The sequence below is a fragment of the Rhodanobacter sp. TND4EL1 genome (assembly GCF_054061035.1).
In genome coordinates, this window is record NZ_JBSSDT010000002.1 from 767,859 (window position 1) to 784,600 (window position 16,742).

A 16,742-nucleotide genomic window follows, 5' to 3' on the forward strand; every position below is an offset into this window, starting at 1 on the left:
TCAGCGGGCCAGTGCCCGTTCGCTTTTGTCGACAAATTCGAGCATGGCGCGCACGTCCTCGCTCTCGCGCGCCTGTTCAACCAGCTTTTCGCGCGCTTCGGGCAGCGACAGGCCGGCCATGTACAAAGTGCGGTAGGCGCGCTTGATGGCGGAAATGCGCGGCGCGTCGAAGCCGCGACGTTTCAGGCCTTCACTGTTGATGCCGCGCGGACGGCCGTGCTGCTCGTTGGCCATCATCACGAACGGCGGCACATCATGGCCGACCAGACAGCCCATCCCGATGAACGCGTGCGCGCCGACCTTGCAGAACTGATGCACGCCGGAATAGCCGGACAGAATGGTCCAGTCGCCGATGCTGACGTGCCCGGCCAGTGCCGAGTAATTGGAAAACACCACGTTGTTGCCGATCTGGCAGTCGTGCGCAATATGCACGTAGGCCAGCACCCAGTTGTCGTTGCCCAGCCGGGTGATGGCACCACCGTCGCCGGTGCCACGGTTGATCGTGGTGAATTCGCGGATCAGGTTGCGATCACCGATCACCAGCTCGGTGCGTTCGCCTTGCCACTTCTTGTCCTGCGGATCGCCGCCGAGCGAGGCAAACTGGTTGATACGGTTGTCGCGGCCGATTCGGGTCGGCCCCTCGATCACCACGTGCGGTCCGATCACCGTGCCGTCGCCGATTTCCACATCGGCACCGATGACGCTGTACGCGCCGATGCTGACATTGGCGCCGATGATGGCGGACGGATCAACCGCTGCAGTGGGATGGATCATTTGCCGGACCTCGCCGCGCACATCAATTCGCAACTGGCGACCTCCTTGCCATCGACCAGGGCGCGCGCGGCGAAAATGCCCATGCCGCGCATCAGCCGTTTCAGGCTGACCTCCATGCGCAACTGATCACCGGGAACCACCGGCGCGGTGAAGCGCGCGTTGTCCACCTTGACCAGATAGAACAGCGGGCTGACCCTGTCGCCCTTCATGTGGCGGCTGATCTGGGTCAGCAGGCCGGCCGCCTGCGCCATCGCCTCGATGATCAGTACCCCGGGCATCACCGGGTGTCCCGGAAAGTGGCCCTGGAAGAACGGCTCATTGATGGTCACGTTCTTCAGCGCGACCACGCTGATGTCGGGCACGATCTCGACCACCCGGTCCACCAGCAGGAAAGGGTAACGGTGCGGAAGCAATTCCTGGATCTGCTCCACGTCGATGGGCAGGGTCGTGAAGTCGCTGTTTTCACTCATTGTCGCTGTCCTTCTCAAGCGTCGACAGTCGACGCGCGTACTCGTCCAGATGTTTGAAGCGTGCCGCATTCTTCCGCCATTGGCGGTTGTCCTGCAGGGGCACGCCCGATGAATATTCGCCGGGCTCGCGGATCGAATGCGTAACCAGGCTTTTGGCCGTAATGGTAACCCCGTCGGCCAGTTCCAGATGGCCAAGCACGCCGGCGTTGCCGCCGATCATGCAGTAGCGACCGATCTTTGCACTGCCGGCAACGGCGGCGCAGCCGGCCATGGCCGTGTGCGCGCCGACGTGGACGTTGTGCGCGATCTGGATCTGGTTGTCCAGCCGCACGTCTTCTTCCAGCACCGTGTCATCCAGCGCGCCACGATCGATCGTGGTATTCGCGCCGATCTCGCAGTCATCGCCGATCCGCACACCACCGAGTTGCGGCAGCTTGACCCAGGCACCATGAGCGGACGCGCTGCGATCGAAGGCCAGCCCGAAGCCGTCCGAGCCGATCACGGCGCCGGGATGGATCAATACTCGTCGTCCAAGCGTGACCCGCGTGACCAGGGTCACCCGTGCGACCAGCCGGGAATGCGCGCCCACGGTGCAGTCCTCGCCGATGATGCAATGCGGTCCGAGTACGACGCCGTCTTCAATCACCGCACGCTCGGCAATCACGCAACCCGGACCGATGCTGGCACTCGGGCTTATCCGTGCGTCCCCGGCGACGACGGCGCTGGGATGAACGCCCGGCGCAGCTGTCGGCATCTTCTCGAACAGCGCCGCGAGTTTCGCGTAGGCGACGTAGGGGTCGGCGGCGAGCAGGGCCGTGGTGGGAGACGCCGCCAGATCGGCCTCGCGCATGACCACCACGCCGGCGCGCGTGGTGGCTAGTTGGCTGGTGTACTTGCTGTTGGAGAGGAAGCTGAGCTGGCTGGGGCCGGCGCCCGCCAGGGTGCCGACGCCGTCGATCAACCGCGTGTCATCGCCGCTGATGACCAAGCCGATCCGCTCCGCCAGCTCGGCCACCGTGTATGGGATTGTGCTCATGCTTGCTCCGGAACCCGCCGGCCATTGTAGAGGGTGACGCCGCGGCATGCAGTCGACCCTTCCGACAAAAGAAAGCGCGGCGGGGCCGCGCTTTCCGATGTCGCCTGGGCTCGACTCAGAACTGGCTGCCGAAGGTGAACTGGATCCGTTCTTCGTAATGGCGGTCGGCATCCTTCGAGCGGAACGGCACCGCCAGGCTGATGATCAGCGGGCCGATCGGCGCCTGCCACTGCAGCGACACACCGGTCGAGGCACGCAGCTCGGACGCATCGAAGCTCTTGTAATCCTTGTACACGTTGCCGACGTCCATGAACCAGGACACGCGTGCCGTGTTGACGTCCTTCAGGAACGGCAGGGGAATGAAGACCTGGGCCGTACCCAGCACCTTGAACGCGCCGCCGATCGGCTGGGCGTAATAGGCGCCGCTGTTGCACATGCCCTTGGCATCCGGTGTGCTGCCGTCGATGCAGACGCGCGGGCCCAGCGTGTTGTCCTGGAAGCCGCGCACGTCGCGCACGCCGCCGGCATAGTAGTTCTGCCAGAACGGCAGGTCCTGACGCATGTCGGTCAACACATGGGTGGCGTCCTGGGCGGTGCTGGCCGTCTTGAGCGCCTGGTAGGCGTCGTCGGTGAGGCCGTTCTTGCCATAGGTCTTGCCGTAGCCCACCTGGCCATCCAGATACAGCACGAAGCCCTTGCCGATCGGCCAGTAATGGTTGAGCTCGGTGGTGAGCTTCCAGTACTGCACGGTCGAGCCGGGCAACGCAACGTCGGTCGAGGCCGAGATCAGGCCGCCGCGGGTCGGAGCCCAGTAACCGTTGCGGGTGTCGTGGTTCCAGCCCAGCGTACCGGTCCAGGTATGGATGGTCTTGTTGCCGATCTCGTTCTGGTAGTCGATCAGCAATTGAGGGCTGTAACCCGGGTACAGGTTCACCTTGTTGCTGCTGATGCCCAAGCCCACGCGCAGGCCATCGGTTTCGCTGATCGGAATGCCCAGGTACGAGGAGAAACTCTTCGCGCTGGTGGCGTAGTTGGCAAAGTCGGTGTTGCCGTAGTCGGTCTTCGAGTACGACGCGCTGTACCCGATGCCGATGCCGCTGTCGGTCAGATAGGGGTTGTAGTAGTTCAGGCCGAGGCGGGTGTAATAGCTGCTGCGCTCGCCACTGATCGAGAAGCTGTCGCCGGTGCCGAACAGGTTGTTCTGCGAGACCGAGGCATTCAGGATGATGCCCGAGTACTGCGAGTAGCCCACGCCGAACTGCATGCTGCCGGCGGATTGCTCCTCCACCTTCACCGTCACGTCGACCTTGTCCTGGGTACCCGGCACGCGTGTCTTGTCGATGTTGACCGTCTTGAAGTAGCCCAGTCGCTGCAGACGCACTTTCGAGCGGTCAATCGCCGCCTGCGAATACCAGGAGCCTTCGAGCTGGCGCAGTTCGCGGCGCAGCACGCCGTCTTCGGTGCGGGTGTTGCCCTGGAACACCACCCGACGTACATACACGCGCTGGCCGGGCTCGACGTACATGGTCAGGTCGACCGTGCGCTTTTCCTTGTCCAGCTTCGGAATCGGGGTGACCTTGGCGTAGGCGTAGCCGATGTTGGACAGCACCGCCTTGATCGCCTTGCTGCTGGCCTCGATGGCGCCACGATTGAAGGTGTCGCCGTCCTTCACGAAAACCAGCTGACGCATGGTCTCTTCCGGCAGGATCAGGTCACCGAGCAGCTTCACGTCGGTGACTTTGTAGATCTCGCCTTCCTTGATGCTGGCGTCGATGTACATCGAGCGCTTGTCCGGGGCGATTGCCACCTGGGTGGAGTCGACGCCGAAATCGGCATAGCCGCGATCCATGTAGTAGGACTGCAGCTTCTCCAGGTCACCGGACAGCTTCTCGCGGGAGTACTGGTCATCCTTCGAATACCAGGACATCAGGCCGGTGGTATTCGATTCGAAGCCGTCGCGGATCTGCTTGTCGGTGAACGCGTGGTTGCCCACGATGTTCAACTCCTTGATCTTGGCGGCCTTGCCTTCGCGGATCTCGATCTCGACCGCGACGCGATTGCGATCCAGTCGGGTCACGTGCGGCACCACCGACACGTTGTACTTGCCGCGGTTGTAATACTGCCGGATCAGCTCCTGCTGCACGTTGTCCAGCGCCAGCCGATCGAACGTCTCGCCCTCGGTGAGGCCGATTTCCTTCAGGCCCTTTTTCAGGTCGTCGGTCTTGATGTCCTTGTTGCCGCGCAGGGTCAGCTTGGCGATCGAGGGTCGTTCGACCACCTTGATCACCAGGATGCTGCCTTCGCGGTCCATTTCGACATCGCTGAAGAACTTGGTCTGGTACAGCGCGCGGATGGCACGCTGGGCACCGTCGTTGGTCAACTGGTCGCCCTTGTTGACCGGCAGGTAGTTGTAGACGGTACCGGCGGAAATCCGGCTGAGGCCGTCGATGCGGATATCCGACACCACGAAGGGATCGAACGCGAACGCATTGGCGGAGAGGGAGGCAAGCAGGATCAGCGCGGCGATACGCTTCATCGTCGATTCCGTTGGGTTATTTCGATGAAGCGGCCAGCGCGGCCGCTCCGAACAATGCATGAGACAGGGAATTACCCCGGCCCGAAAAAAGAACCACTCCCTGCCAGGGCAGGGTGCATCCGGAGACGCCATCGCGGCGCGCCGTGGCTGATGCAGCCACGCGTGTCGCCACGATGACGCTTTCGCCGTGCGTGGACATCACGACGGCAGCATGCGGTGGATGTCGTTGTAGAAAGCCAGCCCCATCAGGGTGAACAACAGGGCGAGACCAATGTACTGTCCCACCACCATCGTCTGTTCACTGACCGGGCTGCCCTTGACCAACTCGACAAGATAATACAGCAGGTGCCCGCCATCCAGGACCGGGATCGGCAGCAGGTTGAGGATGGCCAGACTCAACGAGACCAGGGCCAGAAAATTGAGAAACCAGGGCAAGCCCATGTTGGCGGACTGATTGGCCACCGAAGCGATGCCGATCACGCCGGACAGATTGTTGGTGGAGGCCTGGCCGCTGACCATCTTGCCGATCAGGTTGAACGTCTGCGCCGTGTTGCGCCAGGTAGCCTGGAGCGAGGCCGAGAACGCCTTGACCGGACCATAACGAAGGGTGACCTGTTCCGGACCGGCGCCGTTCACGCCGATGATCCAGTTCATCGGCTGACCTTCCAGCGATTCGTGGCGAGCATCCACGGCCAGCTGCATCGGCTTGCCGTCGCGTTCGATCACCAGCTTGAGGTGGGGCGATTTCTCGGCCTCCATCGGCACCAGCTTCTGGAACGCGGCGTAATCGGTCACTGGCAGGCCATTGATCGAGACGATCCGGTCGCCGCCTTCCATGCCTCCCAGCGCCGCCGGCTTGCCGGGCAGCACGGTGGCGGCGATCGCGGGCGAGGGCGCGAGTTTCAGGCCCAGTTGATCCAGGTATTTGGCCACGCCTTCGCCAGCAGGCAGCTCATTCAGCGGCAACACCAGGGTCCGTTGGCGGCCATCGGTGCCGCGCACGGTCATGGGCAGCGGCGAGCGACCCAGCAAGGCGTTCACCACGCCGTCCATCGCATCGGTATACGTGCTGACATCATCGCCGTTGACGCTGAGGACGCGGTCGCCCGACTGGATGCCGGCCTTGGCGGCGATGCTCTGCGGCGTGGCGGAAACCAGCGGAGCGACATCCGGACGGCCCAGCATGAACATCAGCCAGAAGGCGGCAATGGTGAAAATCAGGTTGAAGCCCGGGCCTGCAGCGACGATGGCAATGCGCTTCCACACCGACTTGCCGGTGAATTCCTGCGCTTGCAGGGCAGGGTCGACATCGCCCTCGCGGGCATCGAGCATCTTGACGTAGCCGCCCAGCGGAATCGCCGCGATCTGGTACTCGGTGCCGTCGCGCCCGATGCGCTTCCAGATCGCATTGCCGAAGCCCACCGAAAAACGCAGCACCTTGACCCCACAGCGGCGCGCGACCCAGTAGTGGCCAAACTCATGGAAGGTCACCAGCACGCCAAGCGTGACCAGCAGCCAGAACACCGAGCCGAAGAAGGAAGTCATCAAGTACCAGGGCAAAAAGTTATCGGAGCAAGAATATCAGCAAGCATTGCGCAGGACGCGGCGGGCCGCCTCCCTCGCCGTACGGTCGCGTTCACAAAGCGTTCCAACATCGACCACGGCTTGCGGCGGCAGTTCCGCAAGTACCGCTTCGACCACGTCGGCGATCGCCAGGAACGGCAGCGCGCCAGCAAGGAACGCCTCCACCGCCACCTCGTTGGCCGCGTTCAGCACGGCCGGCGCGTCACCCCCGGCACGCAAGGCCTGGAATGCCAGGGCCAGGCAACGGAAGGTGGCGAGATCGGGCTGTTCGAACTGCAACGGAGCGCAGTGGGCCAGGTCCAGCGAGGGAACGCCCGATTCGATCCGTTCGGGCCAGGCCAATGCATGGGCGATGGCGGTGCGCATGTCGGGATTGCCCAGTTGCGCCAGCACCGAGCCGTCGACGTACTCCACCATCGAATGGATCAGGCTCTGCGGGTGCACGACCACGTCGATGACCTCGGCGGACGCCGCGAACAGGTGATGGGCCTCGATGACCTCCAGTCCCTTGTTCATCAGCGTGGCCGAATCGACCGAAATCTTGCGTCCCATCACCCAGTTCGGGTGTTTGCAGGCCTGTTCCGGGGTGATGCCCGCGAGTTCGGCACGGGTGCGGCCCCGGAACGGGCCGCCGGAAGCGGTCAGGATCAGGCGGCGCACACCGCTGCGGCCAAGGTCGGGACGTCCGCCGGGCAGGCACTGGAAAATCGCGTTGTGTTCGGAATCGACTGGAATCAGGGTGCCGCCACCGGCTGCCAGGGCCTTCAGCAACAGCGTGCCGGCCATCACGATGGATTCCTTGTTGGCCAGCAGCAGCCGCTTGCCGGCACTGGCCGCGGCCAGCGTCGAATCCAGCCCCGCCGCGCCCACGATCGCCGCCACCACGGTATCGCACAGCGTGCCGGAGGCTGCGGCGGTCAACGCCGCATGGCCGCTGGCCACCTCGCAATGTACGCCGGCAGCCGCCAGGCGACGCGCAAGTTCGCCTTCCAGCGCCGGGTCGGCGATCACCGCCAGCTCGGGCCGATGCTTGACGCACAGGTCGGCGAGAGGCTCGACCTGGCGGTGCGCGGTCAGCACCGTGGCGCGAAAGCGCTGCGGGTGCCGCGCGATCACGTCGAGCGTGCTGCCGCCGATTGAGCCGGTGGCGCCTAGAACGGCAATTTGATGCATGTCAGATATCCAGCAACATCAGGCCCGCGGCGAACACCGGGAGAGCGGCAAACACGCTGTCCAGTCGATCCATCAAGCCGCCGTGGCCGGGGAAAATGCTGCCTGAATCCTTCACCTGGGCATGTCGCTTCATCAGGCTTTCCAGCAGGTCACCCACGATCGATATGGCCACGGTGACGGCGGCCAGCAGGCCGAGCCCCAGCAGGGAGGCGCCGCGCACCCCGAGCAGCCAGCCGCCGACGTCGGCGACCAGTACGCCGGCGACCATCGCGCCGTAGGCACCGGCCCAGGTCTTGCCGGGGCTGATCTGGGGTGCCAGTTTGCGCTTGCCGAACGTGCGGCCGCTGAAATAGGCGCCGATATCCGAAGCCCACACGATCAGCAGCGCCAGCAGCGTCCACCAGTGGCCGTGCGGCAGACGGGCATGGATGCTGGTCAATGCGACCCAGGTCGGAAAGATCACGAGAGCGCCGGCCAGCAGCTTCAGTGCAAGATTCTCTTGCGTCGGCGCCGCAGCGAATGCGAAATGACGCAGCCACAGGCAAGCCACTGCCCACCATGCCACGCCCGTCGCCAGCAGCCATGGCGTCCACGCCGTGCCTTGGGAAAACCAGAGCAACGCGAAAGTGCCGGCTGCGGCAACCAGTAACAGGATGCGGGCGGAGCGGTTCTTCAGTCCGCTCAGCTGCGCCCATTCCCACCAGGCGCCGAGGAATGCCAGCGCCACGATCACGCCGAAGATGCCGGTGGGCGGCAGCAGGATGATCAGGATCGCCAGCGGCGCGAGCACCAGGGCGGTGAGAATGCGCTGAAGCAGCATGGGAATCCTCTAGGAAACGGGGGCGAGCTGCTCGCCGGTGCGACCAAAGCGGCGCTCCCGGCGGGCATAGTCTTCGATGGCCCGGCGCAGGCAAGCCTGGTCGAAATCGGGCCACAAGGTATCGGTAAAGTACAGCTCGGCGTAGGCGACCTGCCATAACAGGAAGTTGCTGATGCGGCATTCGCCGCCGGTGCGGATGAACAGGTCCAGTGGCGGCAGCTCGGCCAGGCTCATCCCCTGGCTCAGTCGTGCTTCGTCGATGTCGCCCGGCTGCAGCTCGCCGCGCGCCACCGCCTCGGCGGCCAGTCGGCTGGCCTGCACGATGTCCCAGCGGCCGCCATAACTGACGGCGATATTCACCTGCAGCTTGTCGTTGCCGGCGGTACGGGCCATGGCGGCCTGCATGCGTTCACGCAGGTTCGGCTCGAAGGCGTCGAGGTGGCCGATGAAGCGCAGCCGCACGCCGTGGCCGTGCAATTCGTCCACTTCCTTGTCCAGCGCACGCACAAACAGGCTCATCAACGCGCCGACCTCGGCCGGCGGGCGCTGCCAGTTCTCACTGGAAAACGCGAACAGGGTGAGCGCCTGCACGCCCTCGCGCAGGCAGGCTTCGATCACGTCGCGCACGACCTTGCGGCCTGCATTGTGGCCGAAGCTGCGCGGACGATGCCGGGCCTTGGCCCAGCGCCCGTTGCCATCCATCACGATGGCGATGTGGCGCGGCACCTGCACCTGGGCGGTTTCGGCGCCGGGCATGATGGGCTTGATGACGCTCAGAGCGCCATCAGCTCCTCTTCCTTGGCCTTGACCACGGCATCGACGTCCTTGACCGCGCGATCGGTGAGCTTCTGGATCTCGTCGTCCGCGCCGCGATCATCATCTTCGGTGATCAGCTTTTCCTTGAGCAGGTCCTTGACCTGTTGCAAGGCATCGCGGCGCACGTTGCGGATCGCGATCTTGGCGTTTTCGCCCTCATGACCGACACGTTTGGCCAGCTCTTTGCGGCGCTCTTCGGTGAGCGCAGGCATGTTCAGACGGATCACGGTACCAGCCGTGGTCGGCGTGATGCCCAGGTCAGAGGCCATCAGCGCCTTCTCGATCGGCGCCACCATGGTCTTTTCCCACGGCGTGATCAGGATGGTGCGGGCGTCGGACAGCGATACCGAGGCGACCTGCGCCAGCGGCATGTCCGAGCCGTAGTACGACACCTTGATACCGTCCACCAGCGACGTGCTGGCTCGGCCAGTGCGGATGCGGGTGAGGTCGTGCCTGAGCGATTCGATGCTCTTGCCCATGCGGGTCTGGGCATCGTTCTTGATGTCATTGAGCATGTGTGCTTCCCGGTGGATCGTGCAACGTTTGATTATAGCAGTGGCGGCCAGTGAGGCTTGTTGCGCCGCATTCAGCCGTTGTCGACCAGGGTGCCGATGGATTCGCCCTGCATGATGCGCATCAGGTTGCCTGCCACGGTCATGTCGTAGATGCGCAGGGGCATCAGCTGGTCCCGGCAGAGCGCGATCGCGGCGGTATCCATCACCGCCAGTTTGCGTTCGATCACGTCGTCGTAGCCGAGCCGGTCGTAGCGGGTGGCGTCCGGATGCTTGGCTGGATCGGCGGTATAGACGCCATCGACCTTGGTCGCCTTCAGCAGCAGGTCGGCACCGATTTCCACCGCTCGCAGCGCGGCAGCCGAATCGGTGGTGAAGAATGGGTTGCCGGTGCCTGCGGCGAACAGCACGATGCGGCCTTTCTCGATATGACGGATTGCGCGGCGGCGGATGTAATCCTCGGCCACGTCGTGGATCTGGATGGCACTGGTCACGCGTGCAAAGCCCCCGCGCTTTTCGATCGCATCCTGCATCGCCAGCGCGTTCATCACCGTGGCCAGCATGCCCATGTGGTCACCGGTGACCCGATCCATGCCTGCGGCGGCGAGGCCGGCGCCACGGAAGATGTTGCCGCCGCCGATCACGATGCCGATCTGCACGCCGGTCTTCTGGACTTCGATGATTTCGTCAGCCAGCCGACCGATGACCTTGGGGTCGATGCCGTAGTCTGCCTCGCCCATCAGGGCTTCACCGGAGAGTTTGAGCAGGATGCGGCGGTACTTCGGCTGGATGCTCATGGGATCTCCGGATTGTGTGGGGTAAACCGGCTTATTGTAGCTGCAGCCGCTTCGAAGCGGGGTGTTCGCTGGCGCTCCCCGCCAGATTTTCCGTGAAATCGGGAAAAGAATATCTCGATGGGATGCCCGCTCGAACAATTCGGCATGGATCGCCAGCGCCGAATCGTGCACGTCATTCAGCGGCGCCGTCTTCCGCGCCTTCCTGTGGTTGCCGGGTTTCGACATGTGCACCGGTTCTTCGCGGTGCCACGACGGGACGTCACCCTGGTGGTACTGCCATCGTGGCGGGCGGCATCCGCAGTCATGCCATCACTTCGCGATGAAGTTGCTCTGCAGCGTGATGGTTGCCAGCCTTTTGACAGTTTGCGCCGGTGCGGGCTTCGCTTGTCGCGGCGGCATCATCGACGTGAATCCGGATCGGTCGGCGATGGCATGGGCGGGCGAAATGAAAAAGGCCGCGATTGCTCGCGGCCTTTTCCACAGCGGGGACCTACCGGGGACTTAGCCCTGCATCGCCTTGGCCACTTCGGCCAGGTAGTCTTCCTGCACTTTCTCGATGCCTTCGCCAACGGCCAGGCGGGCGACCGAGATGACGTCGGCGCCTTCCTTCTTCAGTGCGTCGGCCACGGTGACGTTGGTGTCCAGCACGTAAGGCTGGCCCAGCAGGGTCACCTCGGAGACGATCTTCTGGACCTTGCCCGAGATGATCTTCTCGAGGATCTCGGCCGGCTTGGCCTTTTCCTTGTCGGACATCAGGCTCAGCGCGATCTCTTTTTCTTTGGCGAGGAATTCGGCCGGGACGTCTTCGGCGCGGATGTGCGCCGGGTTCATCGCCGCCACGTGCATCGCGATACCCTTGGCCAGCTCTTCGGAGCCGCCCTTGAGCGCCACCAGCACGCCGATGCGGCCGCCGTGGGTGTAGCTGCCGATCACGCCATCGTTCTTGACGACCGCCATCCGGCGCACGTCGATCTTTTCACCGATGGTGGCGATCAGGGTCTTGGCGGCTTCCTCGACATTGCTGGCGCCCGGGTAAGCGGCGGCCTTCAGTGCGTCGATGTCGGCAGCGCCGGAATTCAGCGCCACGTCGGCGACGGTGTCGCTGAACTTCAGGAAGCTCTCATCCTTGCCGACGAAATCGGTTTCACAGTTGATTTCGACCAGCACGGCCTTGCCGGCGCTCTGGGCAGCCACGATGCGGCCTTCGGCGGCGACGCGGCTGGCTTTCTTGTCAGCCTTGGCCAGGCCGGACTTGCGCAACCACTCCATCGCGGTGTCGATGTCGCCGTTGTTCTCGACCAGCGCCTTCTTGCATTCCATCATGCCGGCGCCGGAGCGCTCGCGCAGTTCCTTGACCAGTTGGGCGGAAATATTGCTCATCGGTAGTCCTCTAATGCTTTTATGGCGCGACGCCGGGCAGGCGGCATCGCGCGTGAGTCCGGGCGGGGCGGACGGCGATCGGTGACCGCCGTCGCGGCAATTACCTGGACGGTGCGCCGTCGTTGCGCGAACCACGACCGCCATCACGGCCGCCATCGCGACGCGGGGCGGGCTTGCGCGGCGCGGCATCGCGGCGCGGACGGTCCACCTTGGCGACCGGGTTGCCTTCCTCGTCCAGTTCGACGAAGTCGTTGCCGTCGCCCTGGGCGGCGGCCGGCGCGGCGGCCTTGCCTTCGAGGATCGAGTCGGCGGCGGCACGGGCATACAGCTGGATCGCGCGGATCGCATCGTCATTGCCCGGGATGGCGTAGTCGACCAGTTCCGGGTTGTAGTTGGTGTCGACCACGGCGATCACCGGGATGCCGAGCTTCTTGGCTTCCTGCACGGCGATGTCTTCGTGGCCGATGTCGATCACGAACAGCGCGTCGGGCAGGCGATTCATGTCCTTGATACCGCCCAGCGAAGCCTGCAGCTTGTCGCGCTCGCGACGACGGGCCAGCACTTCGTGCTTGACCAGCTTGTCGAACGAGCCGTCGGTTTCAGCCGCTTCCAGCTCCTTCAGGCGCGAAACGGACTGCTTCACGGTGCGGAAGTTGGTCAGCATGCCGCCGAGCCAGCGCGAGGTCACGAACGGCATGCCGGCGCGCGCTGCCTCTTCGGCCAACGGCTCACGGGCCGAGCGCTTGGTGCCGACGAACAGGATGGTGCCGCGCTTCTGCGCCAGGCCCGACAGGAAATTCATCGCGTCGGTGAACAGCGGCAGGGTCTTTTCGAGATTGATGATGTGGATCTTGCCGCGGGCGCCGAAGATGTACGGTGCCATCTTGGGGTTCCAGTAACGGGTCTGATGACCGAAATGGACGCCGGCTTCCAGCATCTGACGCATGGTGACTTGTGCCATGGGTGTCGCTCCGAATTGTCGGTTCCTCAAGAAGGAACCTGGGGGTTGGGACCTCCACGCATCCCCGGCTTCGACCGCGACTTGCCCGAATTTGTTGGTGGGCGAGGCGCAGCACCCCGAAGGCGGTGCCGATGCGTGTGTGGCGTTGGTTTGGGTGTTGTACCGCGGAGGGTTACAATCCCGGTTCGCTTTGCACCACTGATCACCGAAACGGATGCGTCAGCCCTGCAAAACTCCGAAATTGTAGCCGGTTCGCCGGCAGCGCGGCAAGTTGCTGGATTTCAAGGGCTTCTGCCGCCACATGAGTGGAACCGATGGCCATTACCCTGAAATCCCCCGAAGACCTTGAAGGCATGCGCGTCGCCGGCAAGCTGGCCGCCGAAGTGCTGGCGATGCTCAAGGAGTACGTCAAACCCGGCGTCACCACTGAAGAGCTGGATCGCCGCGCCTACGAGCACATCGTCAACGTGCAGAAGGCGATCCCGGCCAACGTCGGTTACCACGGCTTCCCGAAGACCCTGTGCACCTCGGTCAACCATGTGATCTGCCATGGCATTCCGAATGAGGGCAAGGTGCTCAAGGACGGTGACATCGTCAATCTGGATGTCACCGTGATCAAGGATGGCTGGCACGGCGATACCAGCCGCATGTATGTGGCTGGCACGCCGTCGGTGCTGGCCAAGCGGCTGATGGACACCACTTTCGAGGCGATGATGCGCGGCATCCAGGCGGTTCGCCCCGGCGCGACGCTGGGTGATGTCGGGCATGCGATCCAGCAGCATGCGGAAGCCGCCGGTTTCAGCGTGGTCAAGGAGTACTGCGGTCACGGCATCGGCAAGATCTATCACGACGAGCCGCAGGTATTGCACTACGGCAAGCCTGGCACCGGCGTGGAGCTGAAGAAGGGCATGACCTTCACCATCGAGCCGATGATCAACGCCGGCAAGCCGCAGACCCGTCAGTTGCCCGATGGCTGGACCGTGGTGACCAAGGATCACTCGCTGTCGGCGCAGTGGGAACACACCATTGCCGTGACCGACGACGGTTTCGAGATCCTCACAGCCTGGCCGGATGCGTAGGAGCGCACCCTGTGCGCGAGCTTCTTTCCACGTGACGAAGACCATCGCCCACAGGGTGCGCTCCTGCGGTGAGGTCGGTCGGCGAGGCAAACCGACGTTCTTGTCCCGTCGTACCCAATCCCGTCGATGAGCGTCATGCTTCCCCCCTTGCCGCGTCTGCCAGTGGCGGTGCCGCGTTCGGGCGTATCCACCGATGCGCGGCGGGCCCTGCGACAATTGCTGGGCGACGTCGACCGGGCCCTGGCCACCGCGTTTCGTGACGGCGCCGATGCCAGCGCGCTGGCGCGGCGTCGGAGTGAATCGGTGGCCCGCATCGTGGCGCATGTATGGACGGCCTGTCTGGGCGAGGTCACCGACACGGCGTTGTTCGCCGTCGGCGGCTTCGGTCGCGGCCTGTTGTTCCCCTGTTCCGACGTAGACCTGCTGGCTCTGGTGCAGGCGCCGGAACCGGCGCGGCTGCGGGCATTCGAACAGTGTTTCGCCACGCTGTGGGACATCGGCCTGAAGGTCGGCCATGCGGTACGCGAGCCGGATCAATGCCGTGCGCTGGCCGCACAGGAAGCGAGCGTCTTCACCAGCCTGCTCGATGCACGGCGGCTGGCTGGTGATCCGGTCATGGAAAACGTGCTGCGAGCGATCGTCGATGATCCGGCGTTATGGCCACCACGCGAGTACCTGGCCGCTCGGCTGGCCGAGCGCGATGCCCGCCACGCCCGCTACGACGACACCGCCTACAACCTCGAGCCCAATCTGAAGGACGGGCCGGGTGGCTTGCGCACGCTGGATTCGCTGCGCTGGATGGGACGGCGGCTGGCGCATGCCAATGATCTGGCCGACATGGTCACCGAAGGCTTGCTCGACCCGGCCGAACAAAGCGTGCTGGAGGAATCCGAGGCGACTCTTCGCCGCTACCGTTATGCGCTGCACCTGGAGGCCGGTCGCGCCGAAGAGCGTCTGTTGTTCGACTATCAACGCGGCCTGGCCGAGCGCCTGGGCTTCGAGGACGAGCACGCCAAGAATCTCGGCGTCGAGCAGTTCATGCAGGGTTACTACCGCGCTGCCAGCCAGGTGGACCGACTGGGTGTGCAGGTGGCCGAGCGGTTCGAAGAGATGCTGGAATCCCCCGGTGAGGCGCTGCCGGTAGGCGAGGCCTTCGTGCGCTACGGCACGCGGCTGGCGGCCGTCGACCCCCAATTGTTCATGCGCCGTCCGGCAGCACTGGTGGAAATTTTCATCGCCCGGCTGGATCAACCCGGCCTGGTCGGCTTCACCGCAGACACCATGCGCCGCATTCATCAGGCCACCGCCGTGCATGGTGATGCGCTGGCGGATGATCGCGAGGTGCTGGCGGCTTTCCTGCAACTGCTGCGTCGAGGCGCGCCGGCGGTGGAGGCCCTGTGGCGGATGAACCGGCACGGCCTGCTGGCCGCGATTCTGCCGGCCTTCGGCAAGGTGTTCGGGCGCATGCAGTACGACCTGTTTCATGTCTACACGGTCGACGAACACACCTTGCGCGTGCTGCGCAATCTGGCCCGTTTTGCCCAACCTGCCGCGCAACAGGAATTTTCACTCGGTTGCGGCATATGGGCCAGCCTGCCCACGCCCGAAGTGCTGTTGCTGGCCGGTTTGTTCCATGACATCGCGAAGGGGCGCGGTGGCGATCATTCGGTGTTGGGCGAGGAGGAGGCACGGGCATTCTGCAGCCGCCTGGGTTTGCCGCCTGCTGATGTCGAAAGGATCGCCTGGCTGGTGCGCCATCATTTGCTGATGAGCACCACGGCGCAGCGTCAGGACATCACCGATCCGGACGTGGTGCACCGTTTTGCCGAGGCGGTGGGCAATCGCGAACAGCTGGGGCAGCTCTACTTGCTCACGGTGGCCGACATCATCGGTACCAGCCCACGCCTCTGGAATGGCTGGAAAGACCGCCTGCTGGCTGATCTCTACACCAGTACGCGTTATGCACTGCGCAGCGACGTCGAGTTGCCGCGGGACATCGGCGAGCGGGTGCGCGACTGCTCCGAATACGCACTGGCGCTGCTGCTCGATCAGGGGCTTGCCGAGAAGGACGTGATGCGCGTGTGGGCCGAATTCCCGCAGCTCAGTTTCCTGCGCCATCGGCCCGAGCAGATCGCCTGGCAGACGGCAGCCATCCTGCAGGCGAACGGCGCGGTGCCGCTGGTCGCGGTGCATCCGCTGTCGGTGCGCGGCAGCACCGAGTTGTTTGTCTACACGCCCGATCGCGACGGACTGTTTGCCACGGTGACCGCGATGCTGGACCGCTTGCGCTTCTCGGTGATGGAGGCGCGCATCCTCAGTTCACCGACCGGCATGGCGCTGGATACCTTCCTGCTGCTGGATGCGGACAGCCAGCAGCCGGTGAGTGCGGCCCGGGCGGAAGAGCTGCAGCAGCGGTTGCAGCGGGCGCTGGCCCAAGCGACTGGCGTGCAGCCGAGCAAGCGCGGCATGTCGCGTCATCAGAAGCACTTTCAGATGACGCCGAAGATCAGCTTCCACGCTGCCGGCGATCGCACCCAGCTCGCGCTGGTCGGTACGGATCGCCCCGGTTTGCTTGCCGCCGTGGCACAGGTCATGTCGAGCTCCGGCGTGCGCGTGCACGACGCGCGCATCGCCACGTTCGGCGAACGGGTGGAAGATTTCTTCCAGCTGACTGATCGCGGCAACGCACCACTCGATGCGGCTGCAAAGCAGCGGTTGCTGCAGGCCTTGCTGGAGCGGGTCGGTCCCGCGCCGGCTTGAGCGAGGGCTCCGCGTTATCATCACGCCTGCTGCATGCCGCAGTG

Annotated in this window: 14 protein-coding genes; 2 read left to right on the forward strand and 12 right to left on the reverse strand. The window is 64.4% G+C overall.

The features are described from left to right. From lpxA to rpsB, 12 genes are all read right to left on the reverse strand, one after another. Nucleotides 1–774, reverse strand: coding sequence for an acyl-ACP--UDP-N-acetylglucosamine O-acyltransferase (gene lpxA / locus ACVWWQ_RS10010; protein ID WP_133947688.1), 774 nt, complete (start codon nt 772–774; stop codon nt 1–3). Next, the gene (gene fabZ / locus ACVWWQ_RS10015; RefSeq protein ID WP_133947686.1) at nt 771–1,244 is read right to left on the reverse strand and encodes a 3-hydroxyacyl-ACP dehydratase FabZ; all 474 of its coding nucleotides are present in this window, start codon (nt 1,242–1,244) and stop codon (nt 771–773) included. The genes lpxA and fabZ overlap by 4 nt, the downstream gene beginning before the upstream one ends. After that, on the reverse strand, nt 1,237–2,280 hold the full coding sequence (lpxD, locus tag ACVWWQ_RS10020) for a UDP-3-O-(3-hydroxymyristoyl)glucosamine N-acyltransferase (RefSeq protein ID WP_099653738.1): 1,044 nt from the start codon (nt 2,278–2,280) through the stop codon (nt 1,237–1,239). Before lpxD ends, fabZ begins: the two co-directional genes overlap by 8 nt. A gap of 115 nt (nt 2,281–2,395) precedes the next feature. Further along, a complete protein-coding gene (bamA, locus tag ACVWWQ_RS10025) occupies nt 2,396–4,816 on the reverse strand; it encodes an outer membrane protein assembly factor BamA (RefSeq protein ID WP_133947684.1) in 2,421 nt (806 codons plus the stop codon). Between the two features lie 198 nt (nt 4,817–5,014). Further along, on the reverse strand, nt 5,015–6,361 hold the full coding sequence (gene rseP / locus ACVWWQ_RS10030; protein WP_133947682.1) for an RIP metalloprotease RseP: 1,347 nt from the start codon (nt 6,359–6,361) through the stop codon (nt 5,015–5,017). 36 nt (nt 6,362–6,397) lie between these two features. Further along, entirely contained in the window at nt 6,398–7,573 is a 1,176-nt protein-coding gene (locus ACVWWQ_RS10035; RefSeq protein ID WP_133947680.1) for a 1-deoxy-D-xylulose-5-phosphate reductoisomerase, read from the reverse strand. A 1-nt stretch (nt 7,574) separates the two neighbouring features. Next, nucleotides 7,575–8,393, reverse strand: a complete 819-nt coding sequence (locus tag ACVWWQ_RS10040) for a phosphatidate cytidylyltransferase (protein WP_133947678.1) — start codon at nt 8,391–8,393, stop codon at nt 7,575–7,577. A gap of 9 nt (nt 8,394–8,402) precedes the next feature. Then, nucleotides 8,403–9,149 (reverse strand): polyprenyl diphosphate synthase, encoded by a 747-nt coding sequence (uppS, locus tag ACVWWQ_RS10045; RefSeq protein ID WP_133947676.1) that lies wholly within the window; start codon nt 9,147–9,149, stop codon nt 8,403–8,405. A gap of 17 nt (nt 9,150–9,166) precedes the next feature. After that, nucleotides 9,167–9,724, reverse strand: a complete 558-nt coding sequence (gene frr, locus ACVWWQ_RS10050; RefSeq protein WP_099653732.1) for a ribosome recycling factor — start codon at nt 9,722–9,724, stop codon at nt 9,167–9,169. 71 nt (nt 9,725–9,795) lie between these two features. Beyond that, nucleotides 9,796–10,518 carry a UMP kinase gene (pyrH, locus tag ACVWWQ_RS10055; protein WP_099653731.1) on the reverse strand — a complete coding sequence of 241 codons (723 nt, stop codon included), beginning with the start codon at nt 10,516–10,518 and terminating at the stop codon, nt 9,796–9,798. A 501-nt stretch (nt 10,519–11,019) separates the two neighbouring features. Beyond that, nucleotides 11,020–11,898, reverse strand: a complete 879-nt coding sequence (gene tsf, locus ACVWWQ_RS10060) for a translation elongation factor Ts (protein ID WP_133947674.1) — start codon at nt 11,896–11,898, stop codon at nt 11,020–11,022. A gap of 100 nt (nt 11,899–11,998) precedes the next feature. Then, nucleotides 11,999–12,859, reverse strand: a complete 861-nt coding sequence (rpsB, locus tag ACVWWQ_RS10065; protein WP_099653728.1) for a 30S ribosomal protein S2 — start codon at nt 12,857–12,859, stop codon at nt 11,999–12,001. A gap of 314 nt (nt 12,860–13,173) precedes the next feature. Between rpsB and map the strand changes: the two genes are divergently transcribed. Next, entirely contained in the window at nt 13,174–13,938 is a 765-nt protein-coding gene (map, locus tag ACVWWQ_RS10070) for a type I methionyl aminopeptidase (RefSeq protein ID WP_099653727.1), read from the forward strand. Between the two features lie 126 nt (nt 13,939–14,064). Further along, nucleotides 14,065–16,698, forward strand: coding sequence for a [protein-PII] uridylyltransferase (gene glnD / locus ACVWWQ_RS10075; RefSeq protein ID WP_133947672.1), 2,634 nt, complete (start codon nt 14,065–14,067; stop codon nt 16,696–16,698). Nucleotides 16,699–16,742 lie beyond the last annotated feature (44 nt).

What these genes read in the sequence shown, in the direction of transcription:
- lpxA (WP_133947688.1), bottom strand. Translation starts at nt 774, where the DNA reads ATGATCCATCCCACTGCAGCGGTTGATCCGTCCGCCATCATCGGCGCC.
- fabZ (WP_133947686.1), bottom strand. Translation starts at nt 1,244, where the DNA reads ATGAGTGAAAACAGCGACTTCACGACCCTGCCCATCGACGTGGAGCAG.
- lpxD (WP_099653738.1), bottom strand. Translation starts at nt 2,280, where the DNA reads ATGAGCACAATCCCATACACGGTGGCCGAGCTGGCGGAGCGGATCGGC.
- bamA (WP_133947684.1), bottom strand. Translation starts at nt 4,816, where the DNA reads ATGAAGCGTATCGCCGCGCTGATCCTGCTTGCCTCCCTCTCCGCCAAT.
- rseP (WP_133947682.1), bottom strand. Translation starts at nt 6,361, where the DNA reads ATGACTTCCTTCTTCGGCTCGGTGTTCTGGCTGCTGGTCACGCTTGGC.
- ACVWWQ_RS10035 (WP_133947680.1), bottom strand. Translation starts at nt 7,573, where the DNA reads ATGCATCAAATTGCCGTTCTAGGCGCCACCGGCTCAATCGGCGGCAGC.
- ACVWWQ_RS10040 (WP_133947678.1), bottom strand. Translation starts at nt 8,393, where the DNA reads ATGCTGCTTCAGCGCATTCTCACCGCCCTGGTGCTCGCGCCGCTGGCG.
- uppS (WP_133947676.1), bottom strand. Translation starts at nt 9,149, where the DNA reads ATGCCCGGCGCCGAAACCGCCCAGGTGCAGGTGCCGCGCCACATCGCC.
- frr (WP_099653732.1), bottom strand. Translation starts at nt 9,724, where the DNA reads ATGCTCAATGACATCAAGAACGATGCCCAGACCCGCATGGGCAAGAGC.
- pyrH (WP_099653731.1), bottom strand. Translation starts at nt 10,518, where the DNA reads ATGAGCATCCAGCCGAAGTACCGCCGCATCCTGCTCAAACTCTCCGGT.
- tsf (WP_133947674.1), bottom strand. Translation starts at nt 11,898, where the DNA reads ATGAGCAATATTTCCGCCCAACTGGTCAAGGAACTGCGCGAGCGCTCC.
- rpsB (WP_099653728.1), bottom strand. Translation starts at nt 12,859, where the DNA reads ATGGCACAAGTCACCATGCGTCAGATGCTGGAAGCCGGCGTCCATTTC.
- map (WP_099653727.1), top strand. Translation starts at nt 13,174, where the DNA reads ATGGCCATTACCCTGAAATCCCCCGAAGACCTTGAAGGCATGCGCGTC.
- glnD (WP_133947672.1), top strand. Translation starts at nt 14,065, where the DNA reads ATGAGCGTCATGCTTCCCCCCTTGCCGCGTCTGCCAGTGGCGGTGCCG.